Annotated in this window: 7 protein-coding genes and 2 pseudogenes; 6 read left to right on the top strand and 3 right to left on the bottom strand. The window is 52.2% G+C overall.

Translation table 11 applies throughout. The annotated features are described in order from the left end of the window. Positions 1-316: 316 nt before the first annotated feature. The gene (locus LC334_RS22410; RefSeq protein WP_085801978.1) at positions 317-4,345 is read right to left on the bottom strand and encodes a tetratricopeptide repeat protein; all 4,029 of its coding nucleotides are present in this window, start codon (positions 4,343-4,345) and stop codon (positions 317-319) included. Between the two features lie 431 nt (positions 4,346-4,776). Here LC334_RS22410 and LC334_RS22405 point away from each other — a divergent pair, with 431 nt between their 5' ends. Both LC334_RS22405 and LC334_RS22400 read left to right on the top strand, forming a co-directional pair. Beyond that, on the top strand, positions 4,777-5,382 hold the full coding sequence (locus LC334_RS22405) for a type IV toxin-antitoxin system AbiEi family antitoxin domain-containing protein (protein ID WP_085801977.1): 606 nt from the start codon (positions 4,777-4,779) through the stop codon (positions 5,380-5,382). Beyond that, positions 5,375-6,232, top strand: a complete 858-nt coding sequence (locus tag LC334_RS22400) for a nucleotidyl transferase AbiEii/AbiGii toxin family protein (RefSeq protein ID WP_085801976.1) — start codon at positions 5,375-5,377, stop codon at positions 6,230-6,232. Before LC334_RS22405 ends, LC334_RS22400 begins: the two co-directional genes overlap by 8 nt. 193 nt (positions 6,233-6,425) lie before the next feature. Here the strand turns inward: LC334_RS22400 and scpB are convergent. Further along, a pseudogene (scpB, locus tag LC334_RS22395) lies at positions 6,426-6,782 on the bottom strand (SMC-Scp complex subunit ScpB); the annotation flags it as partial. 370 nt (positions 6,783-7,152) lie between these two features. Here scpB and LC334_RS22390 point away from each other — a divergent pair. Next, positions 7,153-7,619: pseudogene (locus LC334_RS22390) on the top strand (integrase core domain-containing protein); the annotation flags it as partial. Positions 7,620-8,507: 888 nt separating this feature from the next. Beyond that, a complete protein-coding gene (locus LC334_RS22385) occupies positions 8,508-8,867 on the top strand; it encodes a helix-turn-helix domain-containing protein (RefSeq protein ID WP_085801975.1) in 360 nt (119 codons plus the stop codon). 1,518 nt (positions 8,868-10,385) lie between these two features. Here LC334_RS22385 and LC334_RS22380 read toward each other — a convergent pair. Continuing rightward, the gene (locus tag LC334_RS22380; protein WP_085801974.1) at positions 10,386-10,778 is read right to left on the bottom strand and encodes a hypothetical protein; all 393 of its coding nucleotides are present in this window, start codon (positions 10,776-10,778) and stop codon (positions 10,386-10,388) included. Positions 10,779-11,155: 377 nt separating this feature from the next. Here LC334_RS22380 and LC334_RS22375 point away from each other — a divergent pair, with 377 nt between their 5' ends. Both LC334_RS22375 and LC334_RS22370 read left to right on the top strand, forming a co-directional pair. Beyond that, positions 11,156-11,848 (top strand): SOS response-associated peptidase, encoded by a 693-nt coding sequence (locus LC334_RS22375; RefSeq protein WP_085801973.1) that lies wholly within the window; start codon positions 11,156-11,158, stop codon positions 11,846-11,848. A gap of 639 nt (positions 11,849-12,487) precedes the next feature. Then, entirely contained in the window at positions 12,488-12,709 is a 222-nt protein-coding gene (locus LC334_RS22370) for a hypothetical protein (RefSeq protein ID WP_085801972.1), read from the top strand. Positions 12,710-13,616 lie beyond the last annotated feature (907 nt).

Here is a 13,616-nt window from a genome sequence, read left to right as displayed (position 1 = left end):
TGCTGTCGCCCGTTGACTTCGAAATCAGACAGCACAAAATCAACCAGGCAGGTGTCTAGGAAACTAGGGGCACCTCATGGTTCTGTAGCAAACGCGGTTCACACGTTCGCGTTTGAGGACTCCGAAGAAGCTTTCGACGACCGCGTTGTCATAGCAGTTTGCAGCGGCGCTCATTGACTAGCTGTTCCGGCGCCAACCCGCAGCTTCACCAGACCAGCCATTGGTGCATCTCGCAGCATATCCGCTTAGTCGAAGACACGCTCCCCGATATACGTTGCCCGACGATAGCCGGTGATCAAGTGCACCGAGCCCTTTGTCACGCAACAACGCTTTTGCGAAGGTTTGCGAAATAGACGGGTGCAACTTTGACAGGAGAAAAGGGGGCCACTGTCTCAAGCAGGTGCACTGCCCATTCGAATGATGGCTCGCTTTTCGCGAGAGCATCTTCTATTCGGGGGCGTGCAAGTGCAGGTGTCTTGAGGCGAAACGACTGGTTGCTCACTGCTTGTTCCCACTGATCTCGAAGCCAACAAAAGAATTTTTTCCCGTTCCCTCCGGCCAGAATAAACCGGGCAAAGACATCCATACATCTCAACGAAACAAAAACTAAATCGCGCAATGGAATACTATTCCCATGTCGCGTGTGTTCAAGCACGACGCCAACGCATGAGGCGTATCCGAGCATATCTGCGGCTTCATTGGGAGTAGTAGTTTGGAAAGCCTTCATCAATTCATCAGAAAGGCAGTCAGCCTGTTGCCTGCGAAAACCATGCATCAGTCGATCTATCCCACCAATGCCGTCGGTGAGGGCAATTTCGCACATCGACGCCAAGAGCCAAAATTGGGCCTCCCCATGTCGAGAAAGCCCGTTGGGCTCAGGCTCTGGGATCGAGTCGAATACTTGAGCTGTGAGGTCGTTATTTGCAGTCCTGTATTTTGATACGTAATCCTGAGCACCTAAGGCGCACTTTAGACTCTGGGCGATTTCATCTACAGCGCGCCGCTGCAAGGCCCCAAGAAAAACAGAAACGATAAGGCTGGCACGAAGCGGGGTCGGTAACCCGTGCCGAAAATCCGAAGAGAGAACGCTACGAGCTATACCGGTGTTCAACTGCCACTTTTGCTCAAGGACGGCTAGCATCCACCAAATCCAAATGAATTGTGACTTCGGTTTGGGTTCCATCAACTCTTTAGCCGGCACCGGATTGGATGCTGCGCCGGAGAGTAAACCCGCGATTCCCGGCCGCTCCGTTGGAGCGTCAGATGTCTCGTTCTGAATAGCTGAGATAAAGTGAGCTAGCATCGCATGGACCGCAACTGGCGGGCCTGGATTCAACAAATCGAGTTCTTCGACTTGCAAAAGCGCATCCGACATTGCCGTAAGCGCCGCCTTTCTTCTGCCGTCCCAATACAGTTCCACCGACGTGTCGGCGCGGAGCCCAACCGCCATCGCACTCATCGAAACATTTCCAAAGCCTAAGGCAATCGGCGCCGCTTGTTCAAAAAGCTCAGCCGCTTCTCCATGCAGGCCCATGAGTGATTTTGCAATTGCAAGTTCTCGGAGAAAGTACACCTGAGAGACCGGGCTGCCTTCAAGTTGATTCGAGATCGCCTCTGCAACTGAAATCTGTCCTTGGTAATCTCCTATATTGTGAAGAACGCGTGCCCGCGCGCGCGCCAGGTCCAGTCTATCCCCAAGTATGGAATTTGCTTCGTCTAACACCGTCAGCGCGCGTTCTGAATAATCGTGATTTTCGTCGAAGATCACCGCAGCAGTGTCGAATGAAGCAGCAGCCATATCTAAAAACCCATGGGCCGCCGCAACTCGACCTAGGTCGATGTACTCTTTTGCCATGCCAACTGACGGAATTCCATCCCGGCGGATCACGGCTAGCCACGGGTTGCGAACAGCAAGGCCGTCGTCAAATTCCTTAAATTCCTTGTAGCTGGTAAGGAATTCTCTGTCTGTTGCGGGCAAATCCCCTAGGGAATTGATCACTCGCAGCAGAGCGGCAACCGTCCGAGCCTTAGTCATCTGAATTGGCAACATTGTAGGAATTAGACTTGCATTTGGAATGTCGTTTGGTGCGTCGCCATTCTTGGGGTCTTCCGCAAACGAAAGAGTGTCATCTCGCAATTGAATTAGCATCTTGGGAAAATCATCGACCAATTCGATGAAGCCTTCTTGCATACACAGCTTGCCTGTGACTAGGGCCCGGTCCGCTCTGCGTAATTCTGCGGGATCGTCGCGCCCAACGTTCTCGAATTCTCCAAGGGCTTGTTCAAAAGCCAAACGATCCCCGGCAATCGCAGTTGCTAAGACATTCAGCTTTGACAGCATTGACCGAGCAAAAGGTGTACCGGAAAATCCACCTCCATAGTCTGTTCGGATCGATTGTAGCAGAACAGAGTGCTCAACGAGGGCAGCAAGATTCTGTGGATCGGCTCGAAACAAGCCAATCCCAGCTTTCATCAACGCGTTATCGTTTCTCCCAGCGAGACTGTGTATGAGGATTTGGTCAATGTCGTTGCCATTAAGTGTTGGCCCGGCGGTAAGCGACGATGCAATCGCAAAATGGACACGTTCAACCTCGTTTGAACTAAGCATTTTGCTACCCCGCCGCGAAACCAAAGGCGATGTTCGGTATCCGCCATCGATTGTTTCAACCCAAGGACCGAGCAACGGTTCCATGGCTTCACCGGGCATGTCTATTGACGGCGAAACCTGACAGATCATCGTGAGAGCTTGCTCGTCGAGTGTGCCGCTCCCGATTTCCATGCGATAAAGAAGTCGTCGAGAATCCTGCGGGAGCTCCTCTAAGACTCGACGGCGAATATCCTGTCGTGCCTGCTCCAGGGCACTGTCGCGCCCGATTAGGGCATTCAGTGATTGAAATTCTTCATTGGGCCATCCGCGCCTGGAAAGGTCGGCCGCCAAGGCATGAGCCAATTGAGGATGCCCGCCCACTGACGCCAGATGAATGTACTTACCCCACCTCTCCTCGTCGCCTCCAAGCGAGGTTACAAGACCGCAAATCTCTTGCTCGCTAAGCTCAGTGATCTTGATCGACGGGTTCGCTGCGAGCCCTGCCAGTTCTGTAATTCTCGCTCCTAAGGCATCGTGAGAAGTCACAATCAGTTTGCAATCTAGCCGGCAACAAAGCTCAATTAGTTCAACAAGGTAGGCAATTTCCGTGTTATCTCCTGGACGCGCTAAATCGTCCAATAATAACCCCTGCGGTCTGTCCATCGAGACGACGGCCGTCGCCATCCGCAATACTTGAAGCCGATCAGGTCTGGTGGCTCCTCGCAGCCGTGAAACTCGCCAGCGGTCGCCGCTGCCCAAATCCGACTGGTCGGCGAACAAAGTTGCGAGTGTTGTTTTACCGAAACCCGTGCCGCCATACAGCCAAGCCAAGCCGGCTACATCGAGCTGTTGCCCAATTGATTTCTCAAGGCCAGTCCGCCGGGAGAAGTGCTTCCTGTTGATTGGCAATAATTGCCCGATGGCCTCGCGCCGTTCCAAAAATGTGGCTTCAGCATTCGGACCGCTTCCTCCTATTGCATCTACGAATCTATTCACTGGCACGGAAACGTGGGTAGCTTCGCTGAAGGTCCGAAGAAAGTCTGCGCGCTTTAGCGAGCGGGGCTCCTCTCCGACTGATGTTTCCAGTACGTTGCAAAGAATTGAGTCGAGCGTACTTTCGCTCGAAACGGCACTGACCCCGATCCGATCACCGTGCAGCACAAGCATGTCTTTCAATCTATCTCGTGCGCCATCCACGCCCGGCTGACCACACAACCAACTGATGCGTCTTATCAGGCCGTTTCGCAATTCGTCGTCGCTGGATTCGGCGACGAAACTTCGTGCCTTCTCGGATATGCCCATAGTAGATAGTCGAGTTCTTAGAGGCGGCATGTCTGCGCCACGAGCCACTTTTTGCCAGTACTCCAGCGTCGCAACGCCGTTCACCCGATCAGCGTGGCTGCTTTCAAGCCCGATATCCGCGGTCGTTAGATGGCAGATTGATACGTCAAGTCCTGGGTTGAGCTCTGCCAACTCGAACAAATTGTTAATGCTTCCAATTACAGAGTCCGTGTTGGATGTTACCGCTCTGCCTTCGTTTTTTACCTGTGTTGCGGTTAGTGCTGCGCCGACAACTTTGGCGTAGTCCTCTGCCACTTCAAGGAAAAGCAAATCCTCCTCTTTGAGTTGGCACCACTCCGATGCGCTAACAATGATTTGATACAGATAGCCTCTCAGGCTTGCGACCGCTTGGCGAGAAGCTGATCCTCGGATGACATCATTCGACTGCTGCATCCGTTCAACATACACGTCGCGCATCAGTTGCAAACAAGAGCCTGCTATTCGCCAAGCTCTTATAATGTTTACATGGCTAGCGGCTTTTGTTTTTCAACGGGGATCTTCGGCGCCCTACAAGGACCGGGCCAGCACCAAAAAGCGCCTAACACCACATTCTGAATGCCCGAAAATGCCTCGGGACAACCGAATCTGCGCACTCGCAGCGAAAGTCCGCTTTCCTGAAGATGTGTTCCGAAACAGGACAAACCAAAAATATAGGTTACGAAGGTCTGCTTTCACGGTCCGTGCAGTTTCTCGTCGCAACGCCGCGAATTCACACTTTCCGCCCATCCCTGCAGAAAGGTTGCTGTTTGCCCGTAGTTTTGCAGTCTTGGCAGCCACCATCAAGTTGTGTTAGGAAACCTCGGACTAAGAATACAATTGTCTGAGGTTATCTATCAGTGCCAACTGACGTGACACAGAGGCAGCGCCTCCTTGAGTATCTGGAGTTCCATGCGCCGGCGCGCGCACGGGAGCTCGAGGGTGTGGGTGTCTCCGCAGCAACGATCTCACGCTCGGTGCTGTCTGGCGAGATCCTCCGGCTTGGCCGAGGGCTCTACGGCCTTCCCGATAGCACACCCGATACGCATGAGACCCTGATCGAAGTCGCCAAGCGGGCACCAAAGGCCGTCATCTGCCTGACGTCGGCGCTGGCTTTCCACGGCATCACAGATCAACTGCCTCGTCGTGTTTGGATTGCGATTGGCGCCAGAGACTGGGAGCCGAAGATCACATATCCGAAGATCCGAACTGTCCGGTTTCGCGAACCCTATTTCTCGGGCGGCGTCGAGGAGCACCAGGTGGGTGGGACAACGCTCAGGATGTATACGATTCCCAAGGCGCTTGCCGACGCATTCCGAAACCAGCGACTCGTCGATCGGTCGGTTGCCATCGAGGCTCTCAAAGCCGCGATCGAACAGCGCAAGGCAACGCCATCGGCGATTGCTGAGGCTGCGCAGACCTACGGTGCCTGGAACCAGATGCGCCCCTACCTCGAGGCGGTGACATCAAATGGCTGACACACCCACGAACATCGCAGCATCAGTGCGCCAAAGACTTCTGAATCTTGCACGAGCAGAGGAGCAAGCCTTTGACGTCGTGCTGGTGGCCTTTGGCCTAGAACGGCTCATCTACCGCTTGTCCATATCTGCACATCGCGACCGCTTCGTCTTGAAAGGCGGTATGCTTGTAACCCTGTGGACCAAGGACCCAGGCCGGTTTACCCGGGACGTAGATTTCCTGTCGTTCGGTGCTGAGGACGAGGAAACCCTTAAGGCGGCCATTGCCGAGATTCTGGTAATCGACGCAGATGACGGCCTGATCTTTGACGACGCCAACCTTACAGCAGCGCCGATCAGGGACGATCAGGTCTACGGCGGCATGCGCCTGAAGACGACTGCTTTTCTCGAAAAGACGCGGATCCCGATCACGATCGATGTCGGGTTCGGAGACGCGCTTGGAAAGCCCGACTACAGGCTCGACTACGGCTCACTGCTCGACTTTCCTTCCGCTTCGGTGCGCGCCTACTCACCCGAAACGGTCATCGCCGAGAAGTTCCAGGCCGTTGTGGCGCTCGGTTTCATCAATGGTCGGATGAAGGATTACTACGACCTCTGGGCGCTTCCAAAGGCCGTCGATCTCAATTTGGACGGTTTGCAGGCCAGCATCGAAAAAACCTTTGAACGACGTCAAACGGAGGTGCCGCAAGCGCGACCGCCAGGCCTGTCCGAAGCATTCGCCGCCGACGCGACAAAGTCTGCTCAGTGGCGCGCCTACTCCGAAGCCACCGAGATCGAAGGTATGAGCCTCGTGGAAGTCGTCGATGATATCTGGGCGATGCTTGAACCGATCTGTGCGCGCGCCGGGTAGTGTGATTTGAGGAAGCCAGACCTCGGCTTGTGTATCCGAACGTGTCAATTGGAAGCTAGCAAACCTCGCCGGCCGTGGGCGACCTGACTCCCTTGCTGCCCAGTTAGTGCGCTTCGCCGCAACGCGCCAATGAGCTATAGGCCTCATTTCTATAACTCATCTCAGTCACAAATTTGAGCGATAGAACTGTGTGTCACGCCTCCGTAAGCCCTGCGTCCTCAAGCTGCTCCCGGTCTGGCAGATCCTGCAGAGTCTCCATGTCGAACGCGATCAAAAAATTCTCGGTCGTGACATAGGTGTAGGGCGCGCCACGTCGCGGCGAGCGTGGGCCTGTCCCGATCAGTCCTTGCGCATGCAGACGGCCGATCAGGTCGCGGCTGATCTCCTTGCCGAAGATCTCCTTCAGCCCGTCACGGGTGATCGGCTGGTGATAGGCGATGGCGGCAAGGACCGCGACATCGAACTCGCGCAGATCCAGCTCTTGTTCGCCGAGATCCGCCGCCGCCCGGATGGCGGGTGTATAGACCGCGCGCGTCCGCAACATCCAGCCCTCTTGTCACTTGGCATTTAATCATGAGACAACACACTCAATGATTTCAATAGGTTGTGTAGCACTTAATTTGAGAATTAGCAGTTAATTTGAGATTCTGAGCTATGTTTTGACACTTTATTTGAGAACCACCCTCCTGTCATTTTTCTTCATAATCTGCCAAGGTCGAACCTCTTCGCGACAAGATGAACGGGCCTCCTTTATCATGAAACCCCAGGCCGTGACGATAAAATTATCTGCTATTTCAGGTGTTTGCACAGCCTATCAACCGCTACAGACTCGTCCGCATGTGCCACAAAGTCAGCCTCGACCGGAAGCTGCTTGGCAGTTAATTCGAAAATCCAGCGTTCGTAAGTCTTACATTTAAATGCCAAGTGACAGCTGGTCTCTGGACTTCCTGTCCGACACCTTCGGTGTGTCGCGCGGGAGTTGGACGCACTTGTCCGGCTCTATGGCAAACCGACCAGCATTGTCAGTGATAACGGGACAGAGTTCACCAGCCGGGCGATTCTGAAATGGGCCAACGACAACGATGTCGACTGGCGCTAAATCGATCCGAGCAACCGCAGCAGAATGCCTTTATCAAGTCGTTCAACGGCAGCTTGCGTGATGAGTTGCTGAACGAGGAGATGTTCTGACAGTCTGGACGATACCCGGCGAAAGCTGGCGCTCTGGCGATACAATTACAACAACGTCAGACCGCACTCATCGCTGGGGAACCAGGCACCCACACAAGCGCGTCGGACGCTTGAGCAATTTGAGGGCTCCGCGCCCGACGCGCTTGCCCAAATCGACGACCAACAATATGAATACGAAACCCGCAAACTCTCGTTGTGAATGAGGGAGACTTGGGGAGCAGGTCAGTCTGTTTTGTAGATTGGCCGATTACGAAAAGCGCATAGGTATTCCGCGCGGGTTAATGCCCAAACCAGACGGGCGCGGAGGAATCGAGCCGGAGAACGTGGTGCCGGAGGAGTGGTTGGAGTGAATATAGAGATGCTCGCCAAGCTTAAGCAATCATTAGGATTCGGTTAATAAACTTCTACCACCAAGTTTTTCGATTAGAGCATTTCTGGGGGCAGCTATGCGTACATTTGAACTCTTAATGAAGTCTATTCATGCAGCAAGGGATGCGCGTGAAAAGGGCCTTCACAATACAGCCAGCGCTTTCGACAAAATTGTGAATCATCTGTTGGCATTGTTGGAAACTGAATCTCGATCAGTGAATCAGGTTTCCATGCAACCAGCTTCAAGACAATTGCCACGTCGATTGAGCACAAGAATACACTCGCATTCGCCCAATTAGCCGTCCACTCTCCTGCAACCTGAACACCCGTGCAACCTCAACTCGCCATGCGTGGAACGGATCATGTCGCAGTATCTGTGCTGTGCATCTATATTGAAGCGTGCGGGAACTCTTAACTCTTGGTGGGAGAATTTCGAGGTGGTCAAACACATAGCTCCCACACAATTCAGATGATTGGATGATTATGATAAAGAAAGTGTTTGCCCTTTGAGCGCGCGGTTGAATGCTTTGGGAGACCGCCAACGGACTAATCGGACATCCGATACTTTCAATAGAATTCGCCGTACGCAGTGATACCGTCCGTTTCCAACGACGGCTAATATGAAATCACACTGATATGTTTTGCCCGATTTTCCCCTTATGAGCGCGGTTTATTGTGACAGTTTGACGGGAACGGTAACGTGAATTGGGGAAAGTAAATGGTAAATCCGGTTGATATTGATGTTGGGAAGCGCATCCGCCATCGACGTAAGCAACTTGGTATAACACAGATGGCGTTAGCAAATGACGTCGGTGTCAGATTCCAACAAGTGCAAAAATACGAAACCGGAAGTAACAGGGTTAGCGCTTCAAGGCTTTGGGAATTGTCGCGAGCACTGGATGTCCACATCTCATACTTTTTTGAAGGATTGGGCGTCTATCCAAGACCTGACCCTGCCAAGCGGAGCAATGCCCTGCTCGAAGAGCATGCCGTGATGTTGGTTACTGCCTATACCAAAATTCCCAAAGAGAAACGGAAAGCATTACTGAGGTTCGCGAAGGCTTTATCGAGCCCCTGAGAAGCCTCCCAAAGTAGAGTACGCACGAACTAATCGCTGCCAAAACGGACATCTGAGTTTAGCCGGATAAAATCGCAAGACTGCAACTGAACAAATTTACATCAAAAGAATTGCTGAATACGCAGAGTTTCCAAAGTGAGAACAGTCGGCAATTCGTGTCGAAATTGTGGCAACTCTATGACGCTGAGATGGCCGTCGCTTAGTTAGTGGAAACGATCAGAACAGTTCTTTCAGTATTTGTTCCCTGTGTAGAAACACTTCAGCTATGAAAGGTAGTTTCGCAATCAAGCTTGCGACAGGCGAATATTCATATCCGCTTTAAAGGACTAGAATATCCGCAATATAGGCTCATATTGGAAGGCGTAGTAAGTACCGGCTGTCGGGGTAATTAGACGGTTGGATTTTACGAGTAGAAAGTGATGTTGATGAGTATCTACATTGAAGAACCGACTTTCCCGGAGGCAACGCATCCTTGCCTTCGGGAAGTGGCGGGCGCTCCTTCTCCTGGTGTAGAAGTGAACGCAGATGCGCTGATGACGCATACCATGCTCCAAGAAAATTTCGGACCAAAGCATGAGTGCTAGCCGGCACTTGCGCCATGTGAATTGCCCACGAGAGAGCCAAAGATCCTTTAGTGTGCATGGCGCAGGTATTATTTTTCGTCACGTGCCACTCATTCCCAATTTCTGCACGTGTCAAACTCGCCTGTTGTACCTGGGCGAGCAACCCCCCGCCAAGCTACATGGTGGGGGGTTATCTTTTATCCGAAAACTTGAGCGCCACTCACGGCCCAACAATCTGAGCATCTAGCCAATCGGAAAGAACTTTGGGAGGTGCGAGAAACCGCAAAAGGTTGCGCAGTTTCGAAAGTAGGGGGAAAAAGGGGTTTGCATCTGAGACGTCCGAGGCGACCTGGACTAGCAAGCGCACAATACAGCAAGCCGTATCCCGCGCAGAAAGTGTCACACAGCCGCCAGAGTTGCCAATCATTAAGAATGAGGGCATTTTCCAGCAAGAAGTTACGCCGTTGTTAACCTGTGACACACCAATCTTGTTATAGATTTCAGAGCGGGCTGATTATCGTTTGGAGATGGTATGCGAATGCCGATACTTGAATACGCCCATTGCCTTGTTCTCGGGATAATTCGGCCATCGGTTATTGCTTTATTGCTGAGCTTATCCGCCGCTGTAGTGAGCGTAGGAAACGCATCTCAGAAGAACGTCATACACTTGAAAGATTTAGGTTTCTCTGGGTCCGTGATTCAAATTTCCAATTAAAATGGTAAAACCCACGGTTTAGTCCGCTATGCGGACAATATCGTCGTTACCCTTCCAGGTGCTTGCTGACGCGGAATTCGCTCGCAGGTGCGGCACGCTCATCGCGGCGTTGTAACCGATGCCGCCAATCCGATCATTCAAGGCCTGTCGTTTCAAATCTTTAGCACGTCTTCTACAAGTACAGGGTAACCGCAGATGGATGTGCGACCCAACAAGCGCCGCACATCCCCTCGCAACCGCTCAGTCCGGGCGATGGCCCGAGGATGGAATCGCGGTGTCATAGCTCTGACCAGTCGTGCAGGTCTTAATGCTGCTGTCGGTTTCGTATCGGGTGTTGTTGCCGCCATAGACAAATTTGTACTTCACTCGGATGCCAACCTGTTCATTCCTGCTGCCCGGGACGTTCTCGGTGACGCGCATGTACGTCCCGGTACTGGCGGGACTGACCTCGAAATTCGCGCTGCGGATTGTGCGCCACTTGTCGTCATTCTCGTTGTAGGCGCGGATCTGCACAACTTTCATAAGCTCGTTTTCGTGATTATGGATATTGATCTCGATATCCTTGCACTTGGCCGCCAAGGCGGACGAGGCGGTAAGGGCGGATATGCATACGGAAAAGAGCAAAGATTTCATAATAGTCTCCTGTTTCAAATAAAGTGAGGTGGCGCGAGAAATGAGGGCGCCGATCAAGTAATAGTTGAAAAAATATGAGCTTTAGATTAGGCCGATCCACGGATCGGCGCTAGTCTGGAAAACCCGACCTCCCGCTGCCACCATCCAGCAGCCCGTGAATTGACGCCACAATTCTCGCTGCATATCGAGTGGATGACCGAGTGTGCTGCTGCATTGCGGCGCTAGAAACTCCGCATTTGCGGCATTTTCCGCGTTGCGAGCACTCGCAGCGATAAATCGGCATGTTAGCTGCGGGCTCCGAGCAGTCATCTAACGTGCAGTTCCTGAATTTTCCTCATTTTCTTGGTGTTACGCAAATTCACATCTATCCTGACTGAATGTGTGGACGCTTTACTGCCGGTAATCTGACCCAAGCCCAAATGCTGGAAATCATGCGGGGCTTTCTGGATGGCCCTGTCGCACCCGATAGTGACGCCGTGGAAGCGCGGATAGGCTGGAACATCAAGCCCACGCAGCCAGTAAATATAGCCTGCGCGGAAGGTGGCAATTTCACAGCAACATCGGCCCGCTGGTGGTTCGTGCCACGTCACTTCAAAGGCAGCACGAAAGACTGGAAGCAGACGACGTTCAATGCCCGGATCGAAACGGCGGCGGACAAGCCAGCCTACAGAACCGCTTGGAAATCGTCCCGCTGCGCCATTCCTGCTATTGGCTATTACGAATGGACAGGCCCAGATAAGGACCGCCGCCCAAACTACCTTACGGTGGAAACCAACGCACCGCTTATCTTCTTCGCAGGGCTGTGCTCAAAGCTTCTGGACGGCACACGAACCTGCACGATCCTGACACGCGAACCCTCAAAGCAGATTGCCCACATTCACAATCGAATGCCGGTCATTCTCACAACGGACGAGCTTTCAAGCTGGGTAAGTGGCGAGATGACAACCACCGTCGCTCAGAATGCGCTCGGCACGGGCTGGGATGGAAGGTTCAAGTTCCACGAGGTGAACAAGTTTGGGCGTGATGATGACGGGCTGGAACTGATTAATCCGATTGACAGGGTTACATAGCCCTATTTAGGGGATTCATTTCAGAGCTACTCGCTTCGTCTGGAACTCCGATGAACGCATGGCTTCGAGTTTCTTGTCTCCAAAAACGAATTCATCATCCGCTTCATCGTGCAACACGCTGAGCTTCGAGATATAGTCGGTTCTTACTTTCGAGGAATTGTCCATGGGTTGTAGGTTACACGGGTTCGGTAAATATTTAGTTCGAGTTTACGCTCCACTTTGAAAGATTGAGCATTTCGGCCGCGTCAGCATTGGTAACGCGCGTAGTAGTACCTTGATAATGCTCACGACTGCTTACTAAGTGCTCGGCCCTTGGTATGGGCAAATTTGCTGCTACCTTGTGCTGGTTGCCGCGGAATTGGCAACTGCGTCATGCGCTGCTTTTCGCTGAGTTCTCAGACGCAAAACCGCCATTAGTACTTTGTTAGTGAATTGAACCAATAAGCGATTCACCGAACGCGAGCTCAAGATGCTATGTGGGTCACGAACGAAGCCTAGGATGTTACATGCGCAGGGGCTGTGTGTGTAATGGCTTATTCTCGCACGTGATACGTTTGTAAGAGCTGGCAGACGGTATTTGGTCGGGCTGGTTTGCATCTCGATGGGGCACAAAGGTACAAAAAAAGTTTCCCAGTTTAAATGACGCAAACCAGCAAGACCTTCGTTAGCATCGGCGACCTTAACGAACAGTTAACCAAGAGAAAAATGTTAGCCAAATTAATAGGTTCTACTGATCGACAACGCTGCATCAGCTACTCTTCGCTGACCGTGGAAATCGCGCACAGGTTGGTTGAGCAGTTCGACCTATTGCTTCAATTCGTTGAGGATATGAAGCTGATTTTAACTCGATTGGGCGGCTGATGAGATTTAGACGCTGATGACCATTCGAGCTTCAGTTCGCTCAAGTCGTAATCATCAGGATCAGACTGCGAGCAAGGACAAGAACGAAGCAGGCTCCCAACAGAAGGATAGCAGCCAGCTTTAGCTTCCTGGGTAGACTGGGTGAGCTGTTATCGTTAGCGGGAAGCATTTCCACTATCCATACCAAGTGATATTATTCACCATTTGCAGCGAGATTTGTTACGAGCTGGTTCACGTCTCATCGTTGACAGGCGACAACCGGAAAAAGTCAAAGCAAAGAGAGGTAAACCAGCTTAAGAATTGTTAACACCAGCATTCTTAACTAATAGTTAACCAAGGTAACGGGACCTGGCTTGGTCTGCAAATGTATCTCAAATAGGCAATTTTACCTAGGCAACAACGCTCATTTCAAAATCCACCGGTACAGCGCAGAATACCTTACCTATTATGTTGCGAGTTTCGGATATTGTTCGATGGTCTTGTGTAACGAGTGATCGAAGGCCTTAGTGAAACTTTCTTGTTCTGTTGCGTTCTCATCCCCAATTTGACCAATAGCGCATTTCACACATTGGCTGATTAGGTATAGCGTTGCCTCATGCTTTGTACCGGCATGAGGCAACGCTTTTTTAGTGTAGACCCACCCATAATCATTGTTGGCTTATCGGCTGCGACTCCTTCGAATCGGCTGACGAAAACGACCGCCAGTTACGGGAGATAGATGAAAACCCAATCCGGTCGGAACTTACCGCAACCCATCAGACAGAGCATCTGGCGAAGCGGAAGGAGCTTTGGGTTGCGCGAAATGAAAGTGGTGCAAGCTGCACCACTTTTGAGGTGCCCCTAGATTTGTAGACGCTTTGCCCCCTAACTTTGAGGCGAGGAGGCCGACATGGGGACAAGCAATTAC

It is taken from the genome of Roseovarius aestuarii (assembly GCF_019966515.1).
GTDB lineage: Bacteria > Pseudomonadota > Alphaproteobacteria > Rhodobacterales > Rhodobacteraceae > Roseovarius > Roseovarius aestuarii.
The sequence above is the reverse complement of the archived record's forward strand: the minus strand, read 5'-3'. Positions and strand labels throughout refer to the sequence as shown.